Origin of the sequence: Rubellimicrobium sp. CFH 75288 (assembly GCF_009904055.1) — a bacterium.
Lineage (GTDB): Bacteria > Pseudomonadota > Alphaproteobacteria > Rhodobacterales > Rhodobacteraceae > Rubellimicrobium.
Window position 1 is genome coordinate 254,996 of sequence record NZ_WYDP01000003.1, and the last position, 24,111, is coordinate 279,106.

The 24,111-nt window shown below is 72.7% G+C and carries 24 protein-coding genes, 1 other RNA gene and 1 pseudogene; 11 read left to right on the top strand and 15 right to left on the bottom strand.

Annotated elements, in window-relative coordinates:
* Positions 1-21 precede the first annotated feature (21 nt).
* From chrA to ssrA, 4 genes and pseudogenes are all read right to left on the bottom strand, one after another.
* A pseudogene (gene chrA, locus GT358_RS04515) lies at positions 22-1,318 on the bottom strand (chromate efflux transporter).
* A complete protein-coding gene (locus GT358_RS04520) occupies positions 1,315-1,992 on the bottom strand; it encodes a hypothetical protein (protein WP_166581390.1) in 678 nt (225 codons plus the stop codon). Before GT358_RS04520 ends, chrA begins: the two are co-directional and overlap by 4 nt.
* Positions 1,993-2,032: 40 nt before the next feature.
* A complete protein-coding gene (locus GT358_RS04525; protein WP_208103322.1) occupies positions 2,033-2,758 on the bottom strand; it encodes a phytochelatin synthase family protein in 726 nt (241 codons plus the stop codon).
* Between the two features lie 69 nt (positions 2,759-2,827).
* Positions 2,828-3,180: a transfer-messenger RNA gene (ssrA, locus tag GT358_RS04530) on the bottom strand.
* A gap of 65 nt (positions 3,181-3,245) precedes the next feature.
* Between ssrA and GT358_RS04535 the strand changes: the two genes are divergently transcribed.
* Positions 3,246-4,061 (top strand): formate/nitrite transporter family protein, encoded by an 816-nt coding sequence (locus GT358_RS04535; protein ID WP_166581392.1) that lies wholly within the window; start codon positions 3,246-3,248, stop codon positions 4,059-4,061.
* Here GT358_RS04535 and eda read toward each other — a convergent pair.
* Together eda and edd are read right to left on the bottom strand one after the other, a co-directional pair.
* On the bottom strand, positions 4,058-4,702 hold the full coding sequence (eda, locus tag GT358_RS04540) for a bifunctional 4-hydroxy-2-oxoglutarate aldolase/2-dehydro-3-deoxy-phosphogluconate aldolase (RefSeq protein WP_166581393.1): 645 nt from the start codon (positions 4,700-4,702) through the stop codon (positions 4,058-4,060). The two genes, GT358_RS04535 and eda, sit on opposite strands and share 4 nt — an antisense overlap.
* Entirely contained in the window at positions 4,699-6,522 is a 1,824-nt protein-coding gene (gene edd, locus GT358_RS04545; protein ID WP_166581394.1) for a phosphogluconate dehydratase, read from the bottom strand. The genes eda and edd overlap by 4 nt, the downstream gene beginning before the upstream one ends.
* A gap of 174 nt (positions 6,523-6,696) precedes the next feature.
* Between edd and GT358_RS04550 the strand changes: the two genes are divergently transcribed.
* The 3 genes from GT358_RS04550 (at position 6,697) to GT358_RS04560 (ending at position 9,151) form a co-directional block, all read left to right on the top strand.
* Entirely contained in the window at positions 6,697-7,302 is a 606-nt protein-coding gene (locus GT358_RS04550) for a DUF6778 family protein (protein WP_166581395.1), read from the top strand.
* A gap of 116 nt (positions 7,303-7,418) precedes the next feature.
* Entirely contained in the window at positions 7,419-8,612 is a 1,194-nt protein-coding gene (locus tag GT358_RS04555) for an RSP_2647 family RNA methyltransferase (protein ID WP_166581396.1), read from the top strand.
* Entirely contained in the window at positions 8,609-9,151 is a 543-nt protein-coding gene (locus GT358_RS04560) for an RSP_2648 family PIN domain-containing protein (RefSeq protein WP_166581397.1), read from the top strand. The genes GT358_RS04555 and GT358_RS04560 overlap by 4 nt, the downstream gene beginning before the upstream one ends.
* Here GT358_RS04560 and GT358_RS04565 read toward each other — a convergent pair.
* The 5 genes from GT358_RS04565 to GT358_RS04585 form a co-directional block, all read right to left on the bottom strand.
* A complete protein-coding gene (locus GT358_RS04565) occupies positions 9,141-9,728 on the bottom strand; it encodes a TIGR02281 family clan AA aspartic protease (RefSeq protein WP_166581398.1) in 588 nt (195 codons plus the stop codon). The two genes, GT358_RS04560 and GT358_RS04565, sit on opposite strands and share 11 nt — an antisense overlap.
* A 368-nt stretch (positions 9,729-10,096) precedes the next feature.
* Positions 10,097-10,825: an SDR family oxidoreductase gene (locus tag GT358_RS04570; RefSeq protein WP_166581399.1), complete on the bottom strand. Its 729-nt coding sequence runs from the start codon at positions 10,823-10,825 to the stop codon at positions 10,097-10,099.
* Positions 10,818-11,585 carry an SDR family NAD(P)-dependent oxidoreductase gene (locus tag GT358_RS04575; RefSeq protein ID WP_166581400.1) on the bottom strand — a complete coding sequence of 256 codons (768 nt, stop codon included), beginning with the start codon at positions 11,583-11,585 and terminating at the stop codon, positions 10,818-10,820. Before GT358_RS04575 ends, GT358_RS04570 begins: the two co-directional genes overlap by 8 nt.
* Positions 11,586-11,587: 2 nt before the next feature.
* The gene (locus GT358_RS04580; RefSeq protein ID WP_166581401.1) at positions 11,588-12,166 is read right to left on the bottom strand and encodes an SIS domain-containing protein; all 579 of its coding nucleotides are present in this window, start codon (positions 12,164-12,166) and stop codon (positions 11,588-11,590) included.
* Positions 12,163-13,224, bottom strand: coding sequence for an ABC transporter ATP-binding protein (locus GT358_RS04585; protein ID WP_166581402.1), 1,062 nt, complete (start codon positions 13,222-13,224; stop codon positions 12,163-12,165). The genes GT358_RS04580 and GT358_RS04585 overlap by 4 nt, the downstream gene beginning before the upstream one ends.
* Before the next feature lie 120 nt (positions 13,225-13,344).
* On the opposite strand from GT358_RS04585, the gene GT358_RS04590 reads away from it, so the two are divergent.
* The 5 genes from GT358_RS04590 (at position 13,345) to GT358_RS04610 (ending at position 18,537) form a co-directional block, all read left to right on the top strand.
* The gene (locus tag GT358_RS04590; RefSeq protein WP_166581403.1) at positions 13,345-14,679 is read left to right on the top strand and encodes a sugar ABC transporter substrate-binding protein; all 1,335 of its coding nucleotides are present in this window, start codon (positions 13,345-13,347) and stop codon (positions 14,677-14,679) included.
* Positions 14,680-14,740: 61 nt separating this feature from the next.
* Entirely contained in the window at positions 14,741-15,673 is a 933-nt protein-coding gene (locus GT358_RS04595; RefSeq protein WP_166581404.1) for a carbohydrate ABC transporter permease, read from the top strand.
* 2 nt (positions 15,674-15,675) lie between these two features.
* A complete protein-coding gene (locus GT358_RS04600; RefSeq protein WP_166581405.1) occupies positions 15,676-16,509 on the top strand; it encodes a carbohydrate ABC transporter permease in 834 nt (277 codons plus the stop codon).
* Between the two features lies 1 nt (position 16,510).
* Complete coding sequence (locus tag GT358_RS04605; RefSeq protein ID WP_166581406.1) at positions 16,511-17,497, top strand: sugar-binding transcriptional regulator; 987 nt, start codon at positions 16,511-16,513, stop codon at positions 17,495-17,497.
* Positions 17,494-18,537, top strand: a complete 1,044-nt coding sequence (locus tag GT358_RS04610) for an NAD(P)-dependent alcohol dehydrogenase (RefSeq protein WP_166581407.1) — start codon at positions 17,494-17,496, stop codon at positions 18,535-18,537. The genes GT358_RS04605 and GT358_RS04610 overlap by 4 nt, the downstream gene beginning before the upstream one ends.
* Here GT358_RS04610 and GT358_RS04615 read toward each other — a convergent pair.
* From GT358_RS04615 to fabA, 3 genes are read right to left on the bottom strand one after another with little or no spacing between them, the layout of a single operon-like run.
* Positions 18,534-19,316, bottom strand: a complete 783-nt coding sequence (locus tag GT358_RS04615) for an enoyl-ACP reductase (protein ID WP_166581408.1) — start codon at positions 19,314-19,316, stop codon at positions 18,534-18,536. The genes GT358_RS04610 and GT358_RS04615 overlap by 4 nt on opposite strands.
* Positions 19,317-19,326: 10 nt before the next feature.
* Positions 19,327-20,562, bottom strand: a complete 1,236-nt coding sequence (fabB, locus tag GT358_RS04620; protein WP_166581409.1) for a beta-ketoacyl-ACP synthase I — start codon at positions 20,560-20,562, stop codon at positions 19,327-19,329.
* 3 nt (positions 20,563-20,565) lie between these two features.
* A complete protein-coding gene (fabA, locus tag GT358_RS04625) occupies positions 20,566-21,093 on the bottom strand; it encodes a bifunctional 3-hydroxydecanoyl-ACP dehydratase/trans-2-decenoyl-ACP isomerase (RefSeq protein ID WP_166581410.1) in 528 nt (175 codons plus the stop codon).
* Between the two features lie 143 nt (positions 21,094-21,236).
* On the opposite strand from fabA, the gene irrA reads away from it, so the two are divergent.
* On the top strand, positions 21,237-21,686 hold the full coding sequence (gene irrA / locus GT358_RS04630) for an iron response transcriptional regulator IrrA (RefSeq protein WP_166581411.1): 450 nt from the start codon (positions 21,237-21,239) through the stop codon (positions 21,684-21,686).
* Between the two features lie 13 nt (positions 21,687-21,699).
* Here irrA and GT358_RS04635 read toward each other — a convergent pair whose 3' ends face one another.
* Entirely contained in the window at positions 21,700-22,569 is an 870-nt protein-coding gene (locus GT358_RS04635) for a glycosyltransferase family 2 protein (protein WP_166581412.1), read from the bottom strand.
* Between the two features lie 111 nt (positions 22,570-22,680).
* On the opposite strand from GT358_RS04635, the gene miaB reads away from it, so the two are divergent.
* Positions 22,681-23,982, top strand: a complete 1,302-nt coding sequence (miaB, locus tag GT358_RS04640; RefSeq protein ID WP_166581413.1) for a tRNA (N6-isopentenyl adenosine(37)-C2)-methylthiotransferase MiaB — start codon at positions 22,681-22,683, stop codon at positions 23,980-23,982.
* The last annotated feature ends 129 nt before the right edge of the window (positions 23,983-24,111 follow it).

Below are 24,111 nucleotides of genomic sequence, written 5' to 3' on the forward strand. Positions count from 1 at the left end.
CGGGAGGGGGAAGGGCCCCGCTCAGCCCCGGCCCGCCAGGTGGAGGAGGCCCGCCAGCGCCGCGACGAGGCCGAGCGCGAGAGGGAGGGGCAGGCGCCGGCGCAGGATGAGCCAGGCAGCGACAAGGCCGAGGAGGAGGGCGAGGGGCTGGACGCTGGCAGGGTCCGGCAGGGGCAGGCGCAGGGGGCCGGCGGCGAGAACCTCCAGCCGGCCGAACGCGACGCCGAGCGCGAAGGCGAGCGACAGGCTGGCGATGGCGCCGGCGGCGGCGGCCGTGATCCCCGACAGGGCTCCGCGCAGCCGCGGCCGGCCGTCCAGACGGTCCACCAGCGGCGCCCCCGCGAAGATCCACAGGAAGCACGGCACGAACGTCACCCACAGCACCATGAGCCCCGCGAGCAGCCCCAGCCCCGGCCCGCCCTGCCCAAGACCGGCCAGCGCGCCCACGAAGGCCGTGACAAGGATGAGGGGCCCCGGCGTCGTCTCCGCCAGGCCCAGCGCGTCCATGAGCTGGGCCGTGGTGATCCAGCCACGATTCGCCACCACCTCCTGCGCCATGTAGGCGAGGACCGCATAAGGCCCCCCCAAAGGTCACCACCGCGAGCCAGGAGAAGAACCGCCCCAGCTCGGCCAGAAGGTCCTGCCCGGCGAGCGCGGCCCAGGCGACGGGCGCCCACCAGAGCGCGAGGCCCAGCGCGACTGTCCCGAGCAGCCGGCCCGGCCGCAGCGGCGCGGGCGCGGCCGGGGCAGGCGCGGGGCCGCGCGCCGTCCAGGCGCCCCACAGCGCGGCCGCCGCGACCACGGCCGGAAACGGCACGGCCAGCGCGAAGAGGGCCAGAAAGGCGAGCAGGGCCGCGATTCGCAGCGCCGGCGTGACAAGGGCACGGGCGGCGAGACGCCGGAGCGCCTCGGCCACGATGACGACGACAGCGGCCTTGATCCCGAGGAACATCGCCTGCACCAGCGGCAGGTCGATCACCGCGCCGTAGGCCAGCGCGAGACCGAGGATCAGCACCGCGCCCGGCAGCACGAAGAGCCCCCCCGCCACGAGGCCGCCCGCCACGCCGCCCACGCGCCAGCCGGCATAGGTGGCGAGCTGCATCGCCTCGGGCCCCGGCAGGAGCATGCAGAAGGAGAGCGCGCGGAGGAACTCGGCCTCCGAGAGCCAGGGACGCGCCTCGACCACCTCGCGGTGGATCAGCGCGATCTGGGCGGCGGGTCCGCCGACGCCGATCAGGCCGATGCGCAGGAACACGCGCGCGACCTCGGGCAGCGGGGGGCGGAGGGTGGCGGGCGCGGCGGCCGGGGGGGCGGTCATGGGCCCCTGCCTTGGCATGGGGGTGTGACGAACAGGCGACGGGCGTCGGGCAGGACGTGCAGGACGTGGCGCATGGCGTCGGGGACGGGGCCACGCACCGTCACCTCGCGGATGCGGTCGGGCGCCGAGAGGCCGCGCCGGCGCCGCCAGGCGGACCAATCGGTGCCGGAAAGGGGGGCAAAGGTGGCAAGGCCGCGCCGGGCGGGCGCGCGCAGCGTGGCGCCCGCGTTGATGGGGCTGATCTCCAGCCGGTCGCGGTGCGCGCGGGCGAGCGACAGCGTGTCGAACACCAGCGCGGCCCGCGGCCGGGTCCGGTTCAGCCGCGCCCCGAGCAGACGCGCGAGGTCCTCGGGCCGCGGCCAGAAGAATACCCGCCCGGCCAGCATCCGCCGCCAGTCCGCGGGCGAGAGGCCGTCGTCGAGCACCCGGGCGAGCTTGGCGTCCGAGAGCGGCGCGTTGTCCATCACCGTGGCGGTGCCGTGGCGGGGATGGGTCAGCACGACGGGCGCCGCGCGGCGGGCGAGGGTGCGGGCGCGCAGGGCCTCGTCCGCCTCGAACAGCTCGAGCAGCGCGAGCGGGGGCAGAAGCCCGTGGCGCGCGATCCCCTGCAGAGCCTCGGGCGCGGTCAGGTGAAAGAGGCGCGGGTGCAGCGCGGCGAGGGCCTCGGGCGTCATGGCGCGGGTGGAGGGTGGCCACGCGGGACGGCCTGGGCCCTCAGTCCTGCGGACGCAGGTGGATGAGACCGCCCACCTCTCCGGGGAAAGGGGAGTCGGGGTCGGCCACGGGCGTGACGATGGCCTGGGCCAGGACGGCAACCGGTGTCCAGTAGGGGATGTACCATTCCTGATCGACTTCGAGGATCAGGACACGGTCGGCCTCTCCGTCATAGGCGCCGATCAGGGCGACATGGCCGCCGAACCAGTCGCCCGTCACCACCCCCTGATTGTAGGCCACCACCACCGCATCGTCCGCGCTCGCCTCGTTGGTGCGCAGGATGGTGCGCAGCCGGTCGAGATCGTCCGGCCCCGACAGGCGGACCGCCTCGGCCTCGTAGCGCGCCAGACCCGCGGCCCGCAGCGAGGCCGCGGCGAACCGGGCGAGCGCGTCGAAGGGCACCCCGGTGCCGTCCGGGGCGGTCATCGCGATCCACTCGGGATCGCCCACGGCCTCGAGCAGCGCCTGCTGGGTCAGGACCGGTTCTTCGGCGCTTGCGGGCAGGCCGCGGAGGCCGTTCACCGCGGCCGCGAGGGCCGCGACGGTGCAGGCGGTGGGGGTGACCTGCGGCTTCACGAAGGGCGCGAAGGCCCAGAAGTCGGGGGCCGGTGCCTGTCGCAGGAAGGCATGATCGTCGGTGATCGCCACGGCGTTCGGCCCGAGCTTGGGCTGCTCGGCCCAGACAGGTGCAGCCAAGGCCATGAGAACGACGGTCGATCGAAGCATGAGCCGCATTCCCTGCAAGATGCAACCAGCTTGCAGTGCCCGAGCGAAACGGTCAACGACAAAGAGGAAAGTGCAGGCTTCTGTTGCCAGGTGCCTGCGGACCCCGCCCGAGGGGCTTATTCCCCGGGACTTTGGCTCTGGACCTTTCCGCCGTTAGGCGGCGAGGGCCATCGCCGGAGCACGGTTGTCGTTGGCAACTATGCGTTTTGGACCGATAACGGTGGTACCTCACCGGGACAAAGCCACGCCTTTACACGGTCGTCGATCCTGTTTCGGCCCCCTGGTCCCCCCAACGAGAGGTATCTGGTGGAGCCGCCGGGTACCGCCCCCGGGTCCGATCCGCTTATTCCGCGCGCGTTTATGCCCATAGTCCGTTGCCGGACGGCGCCAAGATAGGGCGGCGGAGGCGTCGTCTCAAGGGGGATCGGAGGGAACCGGGGCAGGGCCGCCCGCGTCGGGTGCAAGGCTGCAACGGGAGGGACGCCGCATGGCCGAGGTCGAGGCGCGCGAGCCGGACGAGATCACCGAGGCCATGGCCGACACGGCCGAGGAAAAGGCCGGCCGCGGCACGGGTGCGGCGATCGTGCTGGGTCTGCTGGCGGGCGCCTATATCGCGCTGGGGGGTCTGTTCGCGGTCGTGGCGGGAGCGGGGGCGGACGGGATGATGCCGCACGGGGCGGTGCAGGTGCTGGCGGGGGCCGTGTTCTCGGTCGGGCTGATCCTGGTGCTGCTGGCGGGGGGCGAGCTGTTCACCGGCAACACGCTGATGGTCGTGGGCGCGGCCAAGGACCGCTTTCCGCTGGGCGACCTGTTCGGGTCCTGGGTGCTGGTCTGGGTGGCGAACCTCGTGGGCTCGCTCCTCGTGGTGGCGCTGGCGCTGGCGGCGGGGTTCCACGAGGGGGGCGACGGCGCGGTGGGCGCGCGGGCGGCCGAGGTGGCGGCCAACAAGGCGGGCAAGGCGCCGCTTGCGGTCGTGGCGAGCGGGGTCCTGGCCAACGTGCTGGTGGTGCTGGCCGTCTGGATGGCGGCCGGGGGGCGCAGCGCCGCCGACAAGGTTCTGGTGATCGTGCTGCCCATCGCGGGCTTCGTCGCCATGGACCTCGAGCACTCGGTCGCCAACATGAGCCTCCTGCCGCTGGGCCTCGGCGCGGCGGCGCTGATGGGGCCGGAGGCGGGGGCGCAGGCGGGGGCGATGCCCGGATGGGGGGCGGCCGCGCTCAACGTCGCGCTCTCGACCTTGGGCAACGCGCTGGGGGGCGCGGCGATCGGGCTCGCCTACTGGGTCGCCACGCGGCGCGGCTAGGCGCGGGGCAGGGCGGCGGCCTCGGCGGCCAGTGCGGTGACGGCGCCCCAGTCGCCCGCGCGCAGCGCCGCCGCCGGAGCCACCCAGGACCCCCCGACGCAGATCACGTTGGAGAGCGCGAGGTAGTCCCGCGCGTTGGCCGCGCCCACCCCGCCCGTGGGGCAGAAGCGCACCTGCGGCAGCGGCCCGGCCCAGGCGCGCAGGGTGGGGATGCCCCCGTTCGCCTCGGCCGGAAAGAACTTCTGGACGGAATAGCCGCGCTCGAGGAGCGCCATGGCCTCGGACGGGGTGGCGGCGCCGGGCAGGAGCGGCAGGTCGTTGGCCTCGGCCGCGTCGAGCAGGCGGCGCGTGGCGCCGGGCGAGACGCCGAAGGTGGCACCGGCCTCCTTGGCGGCCTCCACGTCCCGTTCGGTCAGCAGGGTTCCGGCACCGACCACGCCGCCCTCGACGGCCGCCATGAGGCGGATCGCCTCGAGCGCGGCGGGGGTGCGCAGCGTCACCTCGAGCGCAGGCAGGCCGCCCGCGACCAGTGCGCGGGCGAGCGGTTCGGCCTGGCCCGCATCCTCGACCACGAGGACGGGGATGACGGGGGCCAGCGCGCAGACGCGGGCGACGAGGTCTGAGGCGTGCTCGGGGGTCATGCGGGCTCCGTCAGCGGGGGCAGGATGGCGGACGCGCCCTCGGTAGCGGGTCCCACGGCCCGGCGGAAGAGGCCGAAGAGCTCGCGGCCCAGCCCCTCCGCGCTGGCGGAGAGGTCCGGCTGCGCGGGCTCTCGCTCCGACAGGTCGCAGAGCGCCTCGAGCCGGCCCGTGCAGGCGTCCAGCACGACCGGGTCGCCGTCGCGCAGCCGGGCGAGGGGGCCGCCGGCGGCCGCCTCGGGCGAGACGTGGATGGCGGCGGGGACCTTGCCCGAGGCGCCGGACATGCGCCCGTCGGTCACGAGCGCGATCCGGTGGCCGCGATCCTGGAGCACCGACAGGATCGGGGTCAGCCCGTGCAGTTCGGGCATGCCGTTGGCGCGCGGGCCCTGGAAGCGGACCACCACCACCGCGTCCCCGTCGAGCCGCCCCTCGCGGAAGGCCGCGCGGACCGCCTCCTGGCTGTGGAAGACGCGGGCGGGCGCCTCGATCCGCTGGCGGTCCGGCGCGACGGCCGAGGTCTTGATCACCGCCGAGCCGAGATTGCCCGACAGGTGGACGAGGCCGCCCGTGGGCTGGAACGGGTCCGCCACGGGGCGCAGGATGCGGTCGTTGAGGCTCTGCCTCGGGCCGTCCGTCCAGTGCAGCGCGCCGTCCCGCAGGCACGGCTCGCGGGTATAGGCGTGCAGGCCGTCGCCCACGACCGTCACCGCGTCGGCGTGGACGAGGCCCGCCTCCAGCAGCTCAGCGATCAGGAACTGCAGGCCGCCCGCAGCATGGAAGTGGTTCACGTCCGCGAGCCCGTTGGGATAGACGCGTGCCATCAGCGGCACGGCGGCGGCGATGGCGGCGAAGTCGGCGGGCTCGAGCAGGATCCCGGCGGCGCGGGCCATGGCGGGCAGGTGCAGCACGAGGTTGGTCGAGCCGCCCGTGGCCATCAGGCCCACGATGCCGTTGACGAAGGCGCGTTCGTCCAGGACGTGCCCCGCCGGGCGCCAGTCGTTGCCGAGCGCGGTGATGGCGAGCGCGCGTTCGGCCGCCGCGGCGGTCAGCGCGTCCCGCAAGGGGGTGCCGGGATTGACGAAGCTCGCGCCCGGCAGGTGCAGGCCCATCAGCTCCATCAGCATCTGGTTGGTGTTGGCGGTGCCGTAGAAGGTGCAGGTGCCGGGGCCGTGATAGGAGGCCATCTCGGCGGCCATCAGCTCGTCCCGCGTGGCGCGCCCTTCGGCGAAGCGCTTGCGCACGGCGGCCTTTTCGTCGTTGGGCAGGCCCGATGGCATGGGGCCTGCGGGGACGAACACGGCCGGCAGGTGGCCGAAGGTGGCGGCCGCCATCACGAGGCCGGGCACGATCTTGTCGCAGACGCCGAGGAACAGGGCCGCGTCGAACGTGTCGTGCGAGAGCGCGACGGCGGCCGCGAGCGCGATCGCGTCGCGCGAGAAGAGCGACAGCTCCATCCCCGGCCGGCCTTGGGTCACGCCGTCGCACATGGCGGGCACGCCGCCCGCGACCTGGGCCGTGCCGCCCGCGCGGCGCGCGGCCTCGCGGATGAGGCGGGGGTAGTCCTCGTAGGGGCGGTGGGCCGAGAGCATGTCGTTGTAGGCCGTCACGATCCCGAGGTTGGGCGCGCGTCCCTCGGCCAGCCGGGACTTGTCGGGGCCGGTCGCGGCATAGGCATGGGCCTGGTTGCCGCAATCGAGATGGGCGCGCTGCGGCCCCTCGGCACGGGCCCGGGCGATCCGGTCGAGGTAGCGGCGGCGGAGCGGGCGCGAGCGCTCGCGGATGCGATCGGTGACGTCGGCGATTCGGGGATCGAGCGGCATGGGCGCCTCCTGGAGCCGGTCGGGTGTCCTTAGCAGGTCATGTTAGCGCTAACAACCGTGTCATTCGTGCCGCGTGCGCCTCGATACCCGGCGCAGGCGCTCATCGTTTCACAATCGTGCCGCAATGCGGTGGCTGGGCTCGCCCGGACGGGGCTGCAAGCCCGGAGGGATGGGATGACACGGATCGGATACGGTTGGGTTCTGGCAGCGGTCCTCGCCCTGGCGGGCTGCGGCGTCACGGGCGGCGGGAACGGTCCGGCGCAGGCGCGGGCGCTCGTGCCGGGCACCCTGTCGGAGGCGCAGGTGGCGGCGGCCCCGCGTGTGACGGCCTTCCGCGTGGAGGTGCCGGCCTCGCTCCGCGCCAGCGAGGCGAACACGTTCTACCCCTTCGCCGATCTGGTGTGGCGGGGCGATCCGCCGGGCGACCGCCACGCGCAGGTGGCGGCCCTGTTCGAGGAGGCCGCGCGCCGCGCGATCGCTGCCGACCTCGGCGGCCGCGAGGCCGTGGCCGTGGCGCGGGTGGAGCGCTTCCACGGAGTGACGGAGCGGACGCGCTTCTCGGTGGGGGGCGTGTATTCGATCCGCTTCACGCTCCTGTTCGTCGACCCGGAGACTGGAGAGCCGCTGGCGCCGCCGCGTGTGATCCGGGCCGATCTGCCCGCACCGGGGGGCAACGCGGCCGTGGAACTCGACCGGCAGGGGCAGACGGAGAAGGTTCGTGTCACCGATCACCTCGCCTGGACGCTGGGGCAGGAGTTCCTCCGGCCGCTGACACCCTGAACCCCCTGCGGGCCGCGGGGACGGGGGCGGCCTGCGGGCCGCCTCCGACCCTCCCCGCCCGCCGCCCGGCGCCGGGCGCCCTTCCGGCGGGCCGGGGTTCCGGGCTATGGGGGGTCATGCAAGACACCGCCGCCTATCCCGTCGTGCGCCTAAGCCCCAAGGCCGAGGCGCGCGCCATCCGCCACGGCTTTCCCTGGGTCTATGCCGGCGAGCTGGTCGCAGACCGGCGCACCGCGGCGCTGGCGCCGGGCGCCCTGGCCGTGCTGGAGGATGCCGAGCGGCGCCCGCTGGGCGTGGTGACGGTCAACATGCGCTCGCGCATCGTGGCGAGGGTGCTGGACCAGGACCCGGCCGCACGGATCGACACGGGCTGGATCGCGGCACGGCTGGCCAAGGCGCTGGCGCTGCGCGAGGCGCTGTTCGACGCGCCGTTCTACCGGCTGGTCCATGCCGAGGCCGACGGGCTGCCCGGCGTGGTGGTGGACCGGATGGGGGACCTCGCGGTGGTCCAGCCCAACGCGGCCTGGGCCGAGGCGATGCTGGAGCCCCTCGCCTCCGCACTGGTGGAGGTCACGGGCGTCGCGCGGGTGGTCAAGAACGGATCGGGCCGGGCACGCGCGCTCGAAGGGCTGGCCGAGGAGACCGCGATGCTGCGGGGCGAGGCGCCGGAGGGGCCGGTGCCGGTGCCGATGAACGGGGCGATCTACCTCGCGGACGTGCTGGGCGGGCAGAAGACGGGGCTGTTCTTCGACCAGAGGCCCAACCACGCCTTTGCCGCGCGGCTGGCGCGGGGTGGGCGGGTGCTCGACGTGTTCAGCCATGTGGGGGGATTCGGTCTGGCCGCGCTCGCGGGGGGCGCGCGCGAGGCGCTGCTGGTCGATTCGTCCGCCGCCGCGCTGGCGCTGGCGCAAGGCGGGGCACAGGCGATGGGGCGCGAGGTCGCCGTGCGGCAGGGCGACGCCTTTGCCGTGATGGAGGCGCTGGGGGCCGAGGGGGAGCGCTTCGACCTGGTCGTGTGCGACCCGCCGGCCTTTGCGCCCACCAGGGCCGCGCTGGAGGCGGGTCTGCGCGCCTACGAGCGGGTTGCGCGGCTGGCCGCGCCGCTGGTGCGGGAGGGGGGGTTCCTGGTCCTGTGCTCGTGCTCGCATGCGGCGGATCTGGGCCGCTTCCGGGCGGCCTGCGCGCGGGGGATCGGGCGGGCGGGGCGGCGGGGGCCGGTGATCCGCACGGGCTTCGCCGGGCCAGACCATCCGGTGCTGCCGCACCTGCCCGAGGGAGGTTATCTCAAGGCGCTGGCGTTCCGGCTGTGAGGGTCGTCCTCGACGCCTGCGTGCTCTATCCGACGGTGCTGCGCGAGGTCCTGCTGGGCTGCGCGGCCGAGGGGCTGTTCGAGCCGCTCTGGTCGGCGCGGCTGCTGGAGGAATGGGCGCGGGCGGCGGCGCGGCTGGGCCCCGAGGGCGAGGCGGTCGCGCGGGGCGAGATCGCGGCGCTGCGCGCGGCCTTTCCGGGGGCGGAGCTGCGCGTGCCGGAGGGGGCCGAGCGGGGGCTGTGGCTGCCCGACCCGGACGACGTGCACGTGCTGGCCGCCGCCGTGGCGGGGCGGGCGGATGCGATCCTGACCTGGAACGCGGCCGATTTCCCGCGCGGGGTGCTGGCGGAGGAGGGCCTCGTGCGGCTGGACCCGGACCGGTTCCTGGTGAGCCTCTGGGAGCGGGCGCCGGAGGCGGTGGTGCGCGTCGCGGCGGCGGCGGCGGAGCGGGCCACGCGCCTGTCGGGCGAGGCCTGGGACCCGCCGCGGCTGTTGCGCAAGGCGCGGCTGCCGGTGCTGGCGCGGCGGCTCAGCGGATGAGCAGGAGGCGGCCGCCCTCGATCTCGATGCGGGCGAAGCGGGACAGGTAGGTCATCCCGAGAAGCGAGGATTCGAGCGGCCCCTCGGTCACGACGGCGGACACGTCGCGGTCCACGATCCCCTCGAGCTCGACCGTGTCGAGGGTGACGCGGGCGGTGCGGACGGGGCCGTTGGCGGTCATGGCCTGGCCGAGAAAGGCGAGCGAGGCGGGGTCGATCCCGGCCGAGGCGGCGTCGCGCTGCGACAGCACGAGGTCGGTGGCGCCGGTGTCGAGCGTGAAGATGACGGGCACCCCGTTCACGAGCAGCGTGAGGTGATAATGCCCGTCGATGCCGAGCGGCACCTCGACCGCGGTGCCGCGCGCGGTCTCCACCAGCGACTGGCGGGGGGCGACGGCGGAGCGGATGTCGGGCCAGAGCGCGATGGCGGCGATCAGGCCGAGGAAGATCAGCGCCCAGATGGCGGCCTGCTGGAGCATCCGGCCGGCGCTGCCGCGGCCCTGCACAAAGAACCAGCTGGCCACCGCGACGAGGAGCAGCAGGAGATAGGCGAGGCGCGGGGCGGTATCGGCGTCCATGGGACGGATGTAGGGGCCGCGAACCGTCCTGTCACCGGCGCCGACCTGCGGACATGTTGAACCCCCCGCGAGGCCACCCTTTCCGCGGGGGAAAGGATCGGGCGGACGTCATCCGCCGGCTGGGTCCTGGACGGCCTTGATTCGATGGACGATGCCGCGTGTTCTGCGCCGGTTGTCGCTCCTGCTCCGCGCGGGGATGGGGGCATGGCTCTCCTGTGGTGGTGACGGGGCCATCCTCGCAGGCGGAGGTTAACGGGCGGTAAACGCACCGCGCGGTGGGTGTTGCGCGCGGCCGGAGAAGCCAAGGTTCTGATCCGACGAGGTTTTTCCGCCGGGGGAGGGGTGGGGGTTAACGAAAGGTTGACGCCTCAGAGGTCCACGGCGGAGGGCAGGATCACGAGGTCGCGCACGACCACGCCGGGGCGGCGGGTGAGCATGAACAGGACCGCCTCGGCCACCTCCTCGGGGGGCATGAGAGAGCCCTGGGCGAGCGCCTCCTCCATCTTGGCGCGGGGCCAGTCGTCGAGCAGCGCCGTCACCACGGGGCCGGGCAGGACCGCGCCCACGCGCACGCCCGCAGGCGCGACCTGGCGGCGAACGGTGTGCACGAAGGCCTGCACGGCGTGCTTGGAGGCGGTATAGACCGGCTCCCACACCACGGGGACGACGCCCGCGACCGAGGAGGTCACGATCACGTCGCCCGCGCCCTGGGCGATCAGGTGCGGCAGGACCGAACGGATCGAGCGGAAGCAGGCGTTGACGTTGAGCTGCAGCATCCGGTCCCAGGCGTCGGGGTCGCCCTCGGCCGCGGGGCCGCCGACGTAAGAGCCCGCATTGGCGTGGAAGATGTCGAGACGGCCCGCGAGGCCGAGGATGCCGGGGAGCAGCGCGTCCGCCTGGCGGGAGTCCAGCAGGTCCGCGACGAGGGGGAGCGCGCGGTCGCCGATGCCGTCGCAGGCGGCGCGCAGGCGGTCCTCGGCCCGGTCGATCAGGACGACGCGCGCCCCCGCCCCCGCCATGGCGCGCGCGCAGGCGAGCCCGATTCCCGACGCGGCGCCCGTGACGGCCGCGACCTTGCCCGCGAGCGGCTCAGACACTGGTGAACCCCCCCTCGACCATCAGCAGGTGGCCGTTGATCATGTCGGAGGCGGGCGAGGCGAGAAAGAGCGCGGCCTCGGCCACCTCGTGCACCTCGGCGAAGCGGCGGGCGGGGGTGGCGAGGCGGAAGGGCTCTCCCTTCTCGGGCTTGCCCCAGACGGCGCGGCCCATGGGGGTCATGACCACGGTCGGGCAGATCGCGTTGACCTGGACGTTGTGGCGCGCCCATTCGGCGCAGAGCGACTTGGTCAGCGCGTTGAGCCCGCCCTTGGAGGCGGCATAGGCGGCGTGGTCGTCGAGCGCGATTACCCCGGTCTGGGAGGAGATCATCACGATCTTGCCGCGGCGCTGCGCGATCATGGCGGGCGCGAGTTCGCGCGCGAGCAGGAAGGGCGCGCGGAGGTTGACCGCCATCACCTCGTCCCACTGCTCGGTGGAAAGGTCCGTGGCCGGGGCGAGGCGGGTGATGCCCGCGTTGTTCACGAGCACGTCGATGGGCCCCCATTCGGCCAGCGCGCGGCGGGCGGCCTCCACGGGGCCGTCGGGGGTGGCGAGGTCGGCGGGGATGGCGAGGCAGCGGCGGCCGTGCCCCTCGACGAGGCGGGCGGTCTCGGCCAGGCCCCCTTCGTCGCGCGCGACGGCGACGATGTCGGCGCCGGCCCGGGCGAAGAGGTCGCAGATGCCGGGGCCGAGGCCGCGCGAGGCGCCGGTGACGAGCGCCTTGCGGCCCGCGAGGGAGAAGCGGTCGGACCAGGTCATGGCTATTCCAGGTTGGTGTGGCGGGCGCGCATGGATTCGGCGGTCTCGCCGAGGCGGTCGCGCAGCAGGAGGACGAGGATCTCGAAGGCAAGGAACTGGGCCCCCTCGAAGAGCGAGCCCATGGGCAGGACGGAGGCGCCGCCCACGTCGCGCGCCATGGTCTGGGCGGGGATGGCGAGGACGAGGTCGGCGCGGGCGGGGGCGGGGCCCCCGGGCTCGGCCGTGACGCAGGCGGTGCGGGCGCCGGCGGCGCGGGCCACGTCGAGAAGGGCCTCGACGGTGGAAAAGCCCCCCGGACCGGCGCTGACGAGGAGGAGGTCGCCCGCGCCCACGGGCGGGCAGGCCATGTCTCCCGCCACATGGGCGGCAAGGCCCAGATGGTAGAGGCGCATGGCCAGCGCGCGCATCATCAGCCCCTCGCGCCCCACGCCGTAGAGGACGATGCGGGACGCGCCGGCGATGGCCCCGGCGAGGGCGTCGAGCTGGCCGGGCTCGATGCCGGCGACGGCCGAGCGGATCTCCTCGGCCGCGCGGGGGGCGAGGGCGAGGGCGGCCCCGGCGGTGGCGAGGGGGGCGGTCATTCGGGGGTCCCCGAGCGGAGCGTGCGGCCGTCCGCGGCAAAGAGGTGGAGCCGCCGGGCAGGCAGGCCGAGGCCCACGGCCGCGCCGGGGGCGAGGTCGGTGTCGCCCTCGGCACGGGCCACGACCATCGTGCCCGAGGGCAGGCGGACGTGGAGATGCGCGTCGCCCCCCAGCGTCTCGCGCAGGGCCACGGTGCCGTCGAGATCGCCCGCGCCGGGGGGACGGATCTCGACATGCTCGGGCCGGATGCCGGCGCGGGCGAGGCCGGGGGCGGAGGGGACGGGCAGGGGGCGCCCCTCGAGCGAGAGGCGGCCGCCCTCGTCGCGCGCGGGCAGGACATTCATGGAGGGCGCACCGATGAAGGTGGCCACGAACTCGGTGGCGGGGCGGTGGTAGAGCTCCATCGGGGCGCCCACCTGCTCGATCCGGCCCGCGTTCAGGACCACGATCTTGTCGGCCATGGTCATCGCCTCGACCTGGTCGTGGGTGACGTAGATCATGGTGGCCCCGAGCGAGCGGTGGAGCGCCTCGAGTTCGACGCGCATCTGGACGCGCAGCTTGGCGTCGAGGTTCGAGAGCGGCTCGTCGAACAGGAACACCTGGGGCTGCTTGACGATGGCGCGGCCGATGGCGACGCGCTGGCGCTGGCCGCCCGAGAGCTGGGCGGGCCTGCGGTCGAGATAGGGCTCGAGCTGGAGGATGCGCGCGGCCTCGGCCACGCGGGCGCGGCGTTCGGGCGGGGGGACTCCGTTGACGCGCAGGCCGAACTCCATGTTCTCGCGCACGCTCATGTGGGGGTAGAGCGCGTAGGACTGGAACACCATGGCCACGCCGCGCTCGGACGGCGCGGTGGTGGTGACGTCTCGCCCGCCGATCAGGACGGTGCCGCCCGAGACGCCCTCGAGCCCGGCGATGGTGCGCAGGAGCGTGGACTTGCCGCAGCCCGAGGGGCCGACGAAGACGGCGAACTCGCCCTCGGAGACGTCGAGGGAGACGCCGTGAAGCGCGACCTGCGCGCCATAGGCCTTGGTCACGTCCCTGAGCGCCACCTCGGCCATCCGCATCCTCCCCCTGCCGTGCCAGGATCATTTGTCGTTGACACGATGCTGTTGTCGAACATTAGAATGGGTCACGTTACATTTGGATGTCAACATCCGGATGCCACAGGGAGGATCGACATGACCCGGATTTCGTGGGCCAGCGCGCTGGCACTGGGAGCGGCGCTCGCCATGCCGGCGGCCGCGCAGGAGTGGAGCCTGGAGGCGGCAGCGGAGCCCTATGCGGGCACGCAGCTCGACGTGCTGTTCCTGGACCGGCCCGGCTATGCCGCGGCGCTCCAGATGATTCCCGAGTTCACGGAGCGGACGGGAATCACCGTCAACGTCACCACCGTTCCCTACGAGAACGCGCTGGGCGAGCAGGTGCGCGACTTCGTGGCCGGCGGCGATCTCGACATCGCGCTGATCGACCTCGTGTGGATCGGCAACTTCGCGGAGAACGGCTGGATCGTGCCCATCACCGAGTTCACGGAGAACCCGGATCTGGTGGACCCGAACCTGAACCTCGACGACTTCTTTCCGCTGCTGCTCGATGCGTTCGGGTCGTGGGGGGGCGTGACCTACGGGCTGCCCTTCGACAATTACTCGGGGCTCCTGTTCTACAACCGCTGCATGCTGGAGGAGGCGGGCTTCGACCGGCCGCCCGAGACCTGGCAGGAGGTGATGGACACCTACGGGCCCGCGCTGACCAAGGACGGGCGCTATGCCTTCGCGCTCCAGTCCAAGCGCAACGAGACGCAGTCGGCCGACAGCTTCGCGCGGTTCCTGTGGCCCTTCGGGGGCAGCTTCCTCGATGCGGAGTTCCGGTCGAACCTGCTGAGCCCCGAAAGCCAGGCGGGGCTGCAGTTCCGGCAGGACCTGATGCAGTTCATGCCCGAGGGGATCGTGGCCTGGGACCATGCCGAGACGGTCAACGCGCTGGCGCAGGGCGACGTGGCGATGATCACGGAATGGTCCTCGTTCTACTTCACGCTGACCAATCCCGACACCTCGACCATCGTGGACTGCCTGGGCGTGGCGCCCGAGCCCGAGGGCCCGGCGGGGCGCCGCCCGGCGCTGGGCGGCTTCAGCCTGGCGGTGGCCTCGCAGGCCGACGAGGCCGAGCGCGCGGCCGGCTGGCTCCTGATCCAGTGGCTGACGAGCGCGGAGAATGCCGAGCGCTACCTGCGGCTGGGGGGCGTGCCGGGCCGGCAGGCCGTGTACGAGATCCCCGGCGTGGCCGAGGAGTTCGCCTTTGTTCCCGCGCTGGTCGAGTCCTGGCAGGAGGGCGTGCCCGAGTTCCGGCCGCGCTTTGCCGAGTGGCCCGAGATCACCGAGATCGTGCAGGAGCACGGCACGCGCATGATGCTGGGCGAGGTGTCGGTCGAGGAGGGCGCGCGCCTCATCGGCGAGCAGATGGAAGCGGTGCTGGAGGCGGCCGGCTATTACGACGGCACCAAACCGCTGGTGCAGTGACCGCGCGCTGACCGACGGGGCCGGCCCGCCGGCCGGCCCCTCCTCCGTGGGAGCCCGACGCATGACCGCCGCCGCCGAGACCGTCCCCGGGGCCGCAGCGCCCGCCGCCCCGCCCCCCGTGCTGGGCCGCGTGCGGCGGCGGACGGTGGCGGCGTTCCTGGCCCCGGCCGTGATCGCGCTCCTGGCCGTGGGGATCGTCCCGCTGATCTATGCCGTCTGGCGATCGCTCTACGACTTCAACCTGACGCGGGTGGCGCGGACGCGGTTCGTGGGCCTGGACAACTACGCCACGGTGCTGACGGACCCGACCTTCTGGGCGGCGATGCGGCGCACGGCGTTCCTGTTCGTCACGGCCGTGCCGGTGCAGATCGCGCTGGGTCTTCTGATCGCGCTCCTGCTGCATCGCCCCGGCCTGGGCATGGCCAAGGCGCTGACGCGGCTGGCGCTGGTGCTGCCGATGGCCACCACCTATGCAGTGGTGGGCCTGCTCGCGCAGGTGACGATGAACCAGCGCTATGGCGTGTTCAACCAGATGCTGGGCTGGGTCGGGCTGGGGCCCGTCAACATCCTGGGCAATCCGCAGAACGCCTTCTGGGCGGTGGTGTTCTGGGACGTGTGGCAATGGACGCCCTTCGTGGCGCTGGTGCTGCTGGCGGGCCTGTCCACCGTGCCCCCCGAGGTGGAGGAGGCCGCGCGGCTGGAGACGCGCAGCCACTGGACGATCCTGCGCCACGTGCAGCTGCCCTTCCTGATCCCGTCGTTGGTGGCGGTGCTGATCCTGCGCACGGCCGACACGCTGAAGCTGTTCGACATGGTCTTCACCATGACCCGCGGCGGGCCCGGCAATGCGACCGAGTTCATCGCCATCCTAATCGAGCGGACGGGCAACCGGCAGTTCAACATCGGCATGGCCTCGGCGCAGGCGATCGTGCTGCTGGTCATCACGATCGTGCTCGCCCGCCTCTACGTGCGCCTGTTCTACCGGGAGACCTGAGCATGGCCCGCGCCGCCGCCGCCCCCGCGCAGAACCTGTGGGCCCAAGGGGTCCTGCTGCTGCTGATCGGGTTGTTCTGCGTCTTTCCGTTCTACTGGATGGTGACGACCTCTCTCAAGACGCAGGTGGTCGCGCTGCAGAGCCCGCCCGCCTGGTGGTTCACGCCCACGCTGAACAACTACCGCGAGGTGCTGTTCGTGGACGGGGTGGGCCGCAGCCTCGTCAACTCGCTGATCGTGGCGGTCTGCACGACGGCGCTGGCCGTGGTGCTGGGCCTGCCTGCGGCCTATGCGCTGGCGCGGTTCGAGTTCGGCGGCAAGCGCGAGCTGTGGTTCTGGTTCATCACCAACCGCTTCGTGAGCCCAGTGGTGCTGGCCTTTCCGGTCTTCCTGATCTCGCGCGAGATCGGGCTGAGGGACACGCATCTCGCGCTGATCCTGATGTATCTGACCTTTACCCTGCCCATCGTGATCTGGATCTGCACGGACCAGTTCCGCTCGATCCCGCGCGAGCTGGACGAGGCGGCGCTGCTCGAGGGCTGTTCGCAGGCGCGGATCTTCTGGTCGATCTGCCTGCCGCTGGCGATGCCGGGGGTGGCGGTGTCGGCGATCCTGAGCTTCATCTTCTCGTGGAACGAGCTTCTGTTCGCCTACATCCTCGCGCCCAATGCGGCCAAGACGGCGCCCGCCATGGCGATCACCTTCATGGAAGGCTACGACGTGCCCTTCGGCAAGATCATGGCCACTTCCACGCTGATCGTGGTGCCGGTGCTGGTCTTTGCGCTGCTCGCCTCGCGGCACCTGGTGCGGGGCCTGACCATGGGAGCGGTGAAGTAACGTGGCCCGCGCCCCGAAGCTGCCCATCCCCGACCCCGACGAGCGCTTCCTCGCGCAGGTGGCCTGGGCCTACTACGTCGAGCGCATGACGCAGGAGCGCGTGGCCGAGAAGCTGGGCACGACGCGGCTGCGCGTGAACAAGGCGCTGGGCGAGGCGCTGCGTCGCGGGCTCGTGCGGATCAGCTTCGACACGGCCTATGCGCCCTGCGCCGAGCTGGAGGGGGCGCTGGTCGCGCGCTGGGGCCTCAGGGGCGCCTATGTCGCCCCCGCGCCCGAGCAGGAGGACGATGTCGGCCTGATGGTCGGGGCGGCCTTGGGGCACCTGCTCTCGGAGGTGCTCGCCGATCCGGCCGTGAGGCTGTTCGGCATGTCCTGGGGGGGGACGCTCAACCTCGCCACGCGCTTTGTCGCGGCGATGCGGAGGCCGGACCTCGAGGTGATCTCGGTCATGGGGGGGCTCACGCGGGGGTCCGACCTCAACTCGTTCGAGATCACGACCCGACTGGCGGACCTGGTGGGGGCGCAGCACAGCTATTTCACGGCGCCGCTCTATGCCGGATCGGCCGAGAGCCGGGACACGATCCTGGGGCTGGACGTGTTCCGCGACCTCCTGGCCAAGCTGCGCTCGGTCGATGCGATGGCGATCGCGGCGGGGGACCTCTCGACCCGGTCGCTCCTGATGCGCGACGGGCTGCCTGCGGACGTCACCCTGGAGGAGCTGCGCGCAAAGGGAGCGGTGGGCGACCTGCTGGGCTGGGTCCTGGACGCGCAGGGGCGGCCCATCGACCACCCGATCAACGACCGCGTGGTGGGCATGGCGCTGCCCGACCTTGCGGGGATTCCCAACGTGATCCTGGCCGCGGGCGGCCTGCACAAGGTGCCGATCATCCGCGCGGCCCTGCTGCGCGGCTGGGTGGGCACTCTCGTCACCGACGAGGGGACGGCCCGCGCGCTGCTCGCCCCGACCCTGAACGGAGTTCCGTCATGAAGGCGCTTGTCCTCGAACGCCAGGGTGTCCTCGCGATCCGCGACGCGGACCTGCCCGCCGAACTCGGGCCCGACGACGTGCGCATCCGCGTCCACACGGTCGGGGTGTGCGGGTCGGACGTGCACTACTACCAGCACGGCCGCATCGGCGACTTCGTGGTGAAGGAGCCCATGGTGCTGGGCCACGAGGGGGCGGGCACTGTGGTCGAGGCAGGCGCGCGCGTGCGCCACCTGAAGCCGGGCGACCGCGTCTGCATGGAGCCGGGAATTCCCGACCCGACCTCGCGCGCCTCCCGCCTCGGCATCTACAACGTGGACCCGGCGGTGCGCTTCTGGGCGACGCCGCCGGTGCACGGCATCCTGACCCCGGAGGTGATCCACCCCGCGGCCTTCTGCTACCGCATCCCCGACAATGTGAGCTTTGCCGAGGCGGCGATGGTCGAGCCCTTTGCCGTGGGGATGCACGCCGCGGCGCGGGCGCGGATCGTGCCGGGGGACACGGCCGTGGTGGTCGGCGCCGGCACGATCGGCGCGATGGTCGCGCTGGCCGCGCTGGCGGGGGGCTGCGCGCGGGCCTTCGTCGCGGACGTGGCGCAGCCGAAGCTGGACATCGTGGGCCGCTATCCCGGCGTCGCGCCGGTCAACGTGCGCGAGCAGGACCTCGCCGCCACGGTGCTGGAGGCGACGGAGGGCTGGGGGGCCGACGTGGTGTTCGAGGCGTCCGGCGCGCCGGGGGTATGGCCGGGCATGATCCGCTCGGTCCGGCCCGGAGGGGCCATCGTGCTGGTGGGGCTGCCGCCGGAGAAGCCGGCGCTCGACGTCAACGCCCTGATCGCCAAGGAGGTGCGGATCGAGACGGTGTTCCGCTATGCCAACGTGTTCGACCGCGCGCTGGCGCTGATCGCGGCGGGCAAGGTGGACCTCAAGCCGCTGGTGACCGAGACCTTTCCGTTCGCGCGCAGCATCGAGGCCTTCGAGCGCGCGGCCGAGGGGCGGCCCGGCGACGTCAAGCTGCAGATCGTGATGGAGGAGGGGGGCTAGAGGTTCTCGGGCTGGGGCATCCCGAGGACGTGGAAGCCGCCATCCACGCGCACGATCTCGCCCGTGGTGCAGGCGCCCGCCTCCGAGCAGAGCCAGACGGCCGTCCCGCCGATCGCCTCGAGCGTGGCGTTGGCGCGCAGGGGAGCGTTGGCCTCGGTGTGGCGGAAGGTAGCGCGCGCGCCGCCGATCGCGGCCCCTGCGAGCGTGCGCATGGGACCGGGCGAGATGGCGTTGACCCGGATCCCCTCGGGGCCGAGGTCGTTGGCAAGATAGCGCACCGCCGCCTCGAGCGCGGCCTTGGCCACGCCCATGACGTTGTAGTGCGGCGTCACGCGGGTGGAGCCCTGATAGGTCAGCGTCACGATGCTGCCGCCGCGCCCCATCAGCGGCCGCGCGCGCCGCGCCAGCTCCACGAGCGAGTAGCACGAGATCACGAGCGAGGTCTGGAAGTTCGCCCGCGACGTGTCGAGGAAGCGGCCCTGCAGTTCGGCCTTGTCGGACCAGGCGATGGCGTGCACGAGGATGTCGAGCCCGCCCCAGCGGTCGCGCAGCGCGGCGAACAGCCGGTCGAGGGAGGCTTCGTCCGTCACGTCCGCATCCTGGAGGAAGTCGCAGCCCAGCGAGGCCGCAAGCGGTGCGACGCGGCGGCCGAACGCCTCGCCCTGATAGGTCAGGCAGAGTTCTGCCCCCGCGCCGTGCAGCGCGCGCGCGATGCCCCAGGCGATGGAGTGGTCGTTGGCCACCCCCATGACGAGCGCGCGCTTGCCCTTGAGGTCCATCGGGACTCCGTCAGTCGAGGGGACGGCTGAGCAGCATCGAGCCGTTCGTGCCGCCGAAGCCGAAGGAATTGGTCATCACCGTGTCGAGGCCCGCATTCTCGACCGTCTCGGTCGCGATCTCTCCGGGGCGCAGAGCAGGATCGAGGGTCTCGACGTTGATCGAGGGGGCGATGAAGTCGTGGCGCAGCATCAGCAGGCAATAGATCGCCTCCTGCGCGCCGGTCGCGCCCTGGCTGTGGCCCGTCATCGACTTGGTGGAGGAGATGGGCGGGTGATCGTCGCCGAAGACGCGGCGCACGGCCTCCACCTCGCCCACGTCGCCCACGGGGGTCGAGGTGCCGTGGGCGTTGATGTAGCTCACGCGGCGGCCCGGCGGCAGGGTGGCGAGCGCGCCGCGCATCGCCCGCTCGCCCCCCTCGCCCGAGGGGGCCACCATGTCGTGGCCGTCCGAGGTGGCGGCGAAGCCCGTGACCTCGGCATAGATGGGGACGCCGCGGGCGCGGGCACGCTCCCATTCCTCGAGCACGACGATGCCGCCGCCGCCCGCGATCACGAAGCCGTCGCGGTCCCGGTCGAAGGCGCGGCTGGCGCGCCGGGGCGTGTCGTTGAACCGCGACGACATGGCGCCCATCGCGTCGAAGAGGCAGGACAGCGTCCAGTCCAGCTCCTCCCCGCCGCCGGCGAACATGATGTCCTGCCGGCCCCAGGCGATCTGCTCGGCCGCGGCGCCGATGCAGTGGAGCGAGGTCGAGCAGGCCGAGGTGATGGAATAGTTGACGCCTCGGATGCGGAACGCGGTGGCGAGGTTGGCCGAGACTGTGGAGGACATCGCCTTGGGCACCGCGAAGGGCCCGATCCGCCGGGTCGCGCCGGTCTGGAGCACGGTCTGGTGCGCGGCGAAGATGGCCGAGGTGGAGGGCCCGCCCGAGCCCGCGATCAGCCCCGTCCGCTCGTGGCTGACCTCGGCCTCCGACAGGCCGGCATCGGCGATGGCCTGGCCCATGGCGATGTGGGCGTAGGCGGCGCCGGGGCCCATGAAGCGCAGCAGCCGCTTGTCGAGCCGGTCGGCCGGGTCGAGCTTGAGCGTGCCCGCCACCTGCGACCGGAACCCGTGCTCGGCCATGTCGGGGACGTGCTCGACGCCCGAGCGGCCGGAGCGGAGCGCGGCCAGCACCTCGGCGGCGTCGTTGCCGATGGGCGAGACGATCCCGAGGCCCGTGACGGCGACGCGGCGGAGCCCGGCCATGCGTCAGCCCCCCCTGCCGGCATCCTGCGCGGCCGCGAGGCCCACGCGCATGTCCTTGACCTCGCACACGGTCTCCCCGTCGGCCTCGAGCCGTCCGTCGGCCACGCCCATCTTGAGCCGGCGGTCGATGATCTTGGTGAAGTCCACGAAGTAGCGCACGAGCCGCCGGTCCGGGCGGACCATGCCCGTCAGCTTGATCTGGCCGGCCCCCAGCGCGAAGCCCTGTCCGGTCCAGCCCCGCCAGCCGAGGTTGAAGCCGGTGAGCTGCCACAGCCCGTCCAGCATCAGGCAGCCCGGCATGACGGGGTTGCCGGGGAAGTGGGGCGGGAAGAACCACAGGTCGGGGCGGATGTCGAGTTCGGCCACCACATGCCCCTTGCCGTACGCGCCGCCATCGGCCGAGATGTCCGTGATGCGGTCCATCATCAGCATCGGATCGGCGGGAAGCTGGGCATTGCCCGGGCCGAACAGCTCGCCCCGCGCACAGGCGAGAAGGGCATCGCGGTCGAACCGGCGGGGAAAATCGGGCATCGGGAAGGCATCCGTCCGGTTGTTGCGCGCCGTGGGCTGCTGTATCACCCGGTCTTGAAAGAGGGCAAGGCCAAGGCCGGTTCCGGTTGAATCGCGAGCGGCGCCGGCGCATATCCGTCTGGCAATCGGAGGTCGGAGCACCGATGAGGGACGCCGGAACGCGCATCGACGACGTGCCGCCTGTGGAGCGGACGGAGCGGGGGCTCGTCTGGCTGGCCCGTGCCGGTCTGCGGCCGACGCGGCAGAGGGCGGCGCTCGCCGCGCTGCTGGTCGGCGACGGGCGGGATCGCCACGTGACCGCCGAATGGCTGCACCAGGCGGCCGAGGATGCGGGCGAGCGCGTCAGCCTGGCCACCGTCTACAACACGCTGCGCGCCTTCTGCGAGGCAGGCCTCGTGCGCGAGATCACCGTGGACGGCTCGCGCAGCTATTTCGACACGCGCGTGGACGACCATCCCCATTTCTACTGGGAGGACACCGCCACCCTGTCGGATGCGCCCGCCGCCGACCTGGAGATCGCGCGCCTGCCCGAGGCGCCCCCGGGCGCGGAGATCGCCGCCGTGGATGTGGTGATCCGCCTGCGCCGGACCTGAGGACGGCGCCGCGTCAGAACCACTGGCCCGGTTCCATCAGTCCGAGGTCGAGAAGCTGCTGGCTGTGCCAGGTGAAGCGCGTGGAGTTGCGCCACCGGAACGTGTCGATGTCGAAGGTGGAACCCGGATTGCGGCGCAGCGCCTTGGCGGTGCGAAACGAGCAGAGCGCCGCCGTGATCGAGTGATGCCACGGGCAGGCATAGGTGTTGTATTCCTCGATGCTGAAGGTGTGATCCGGCCGGAGCCTCAGATCGGGTCGCGCACGGAACAGGCTGATGCGGTCGATGCGGCGGCGCGCGGGAGGGACGTGCTCCTCGAAGCGCCAGCGCAGGCCGCCGAAGAAGTCGAGCTGCCGCTCGCGGGCATGGCCGTCGCGCGTCTTGCGGGCCAGCGCGTAATAGCCCGTCCGGTCGAGATGCGCGTCCTCGATCGACACGGCGGAGGGATGGCGGTCGAGGTCGCCCGCATACAGGTCCACCACATAGGTGAGGATCGCATCCCGCCGCTCCTCGGCCGCGAAGGTGCACATCTCGCCCACGGTCCGGTGTTCGCAGAACGGATAGAACAGGTATTCCGCGTTGTAGAAGTAGCAGAGCCACGTCCCCCGCGGCGTCGCCCCGATGCAGCCGTTGACGATGCGGGTCAGCGCGTCGGGAGCCAGGGTATCCGTCGCGACGGTCCGGATGCGCGGATCGTCCGCTTCGGGGGGCAGGGCGATCTCGGGATGGGCGAAGACGACGATCGCGCGGAAGCCCGTGTCGAGATGGTGCCGCAGCGTGGAGCCGATCTCCGCGTCGTCCTCCACCAGCATCAGCCCCACCGGACCGCGCGCCAGCACGTCGCGGCCGCGGCGCAGGAACTGCTCGAGCGAATCGTGCCGCATGGACCCCCTCCTGCCGGGGCGCACCATCGCGTCGGCGGCGCCGTTCTTGCAAGATGGCGCCTGCACCGCTAGGACAGGCCGCCCCGCCCCTCCCGAGCCCCAGGTCCGCCCATGCCCCGGTTCCACGTCAAGACCTATGGCTGCCAGATGAACGTCCATGACGGCGAGCGCATGGCCGAGACGCTGGTCGCCCGCGGATGGACCGCGGCCGACAGTCCCGAAGATGCGGATCTGGTGGTCCTCAACACCTGCCACATCCGCGAGAAGGCGGCAGAGAAGGTCTATTCGGACATCGGCCGGCTGCGCCCCCTCAAGGCGGCCCGGCCGGGCATGCGGATCGCCGTCGCGGGCTGCGTCGCCCAGGCCGAGGGGGCCGAGATCGTCGCCCGCGCGCCAGCCGTGGACGTCGTGGTGGGACCGCAGGCGATCCAGGATCTGCCCGCGCTGCTGGATCGCGCAGCCCTCGGCGAGGCGGTGGTCGAGACGGGCTTCCGCCCCGACGAGAAGTTCGCGCGCCTGCCGCCGCGGCGGGTGCGGGGGCCGTCGGCCTTCCTCACCGTGCAGGAGGGATGCGACAAGTTCTGCTCGTTCTGCGTGGTTCCCTATACTCGGGGTGCCGAGATCAGCCGTCCGCTCGCGCGGCTCGTCGCCGAGGCGGAGATGCTCGTGCGGCAGGGCGTGCGCGAGGTGACGCTGCTCGGGCAGAACGTCAATGCCTGGCACGGAGCGGAAGGGGGGCTCGCGGCGCTGATCGCGGCACTGGCGCGGATCGAGGGTCTCTGGCGGATCCGCTACACGACCTCGCATCCCAACGACATGGACGAGGCGCTGATCGAGGCGCACGGCACCCAGCCCAAGCTCATGCCCTATCTGCATCTGCCGGTGCAGTCCGGATCGGACCGGATCCTGAAGGCCATGAACCGCAAGCACCGGGCGGAGGACTATCTGCGCCTCGTCGAGCGGCTGCGAGCGGCCCGGCCCGATCTGGCGCTCAGCTCCGACTTCATCGTGGGCTTTCCCGGCGAAACGGAGGACGATTTCGCGCAGACGCTTGCGCTGGTGGAGGCGGTCGGCTTCGCCTCGGCCTATTCCTTCAAGTTCTCGCCCCGGCCGGGCACGCCCGCGGCCGACCGTCCCGCCGTCGATCCCCACGAGGCGGACGACCGGCTGCGTCGCCTTCAGGCTCTGATCGACCGCCAGGCCCGCGCCGCCCAGCAGGCCGCGCTGGGCCGGACGGTGCGGGTGCTGTGGGACAAGCCGGGGCGTCATCCCGGCCAGATCGCGGGCCGCAGCGAGCACGCGGCCGCGGTCCATGCGGAGGGCGAGGCGCGACTCATCGGCACGATCACGCCCGTCCGGCTGGTCGCTGCAGCGCCCCATTCCCTCCGCGGGGAGATCGTGCCCGCCGCCTGAGGGCGCCATTCCTTCCTGCAGCAGCGACAATCCCGCCCTTCGGGCGGGAACTGTTATCCTTTTGTCCATGTTGGGCGATTGTGGCTTTTCAAGGGCGCGGATCGGGCCCGATAATGGCGTCCAAGCCAC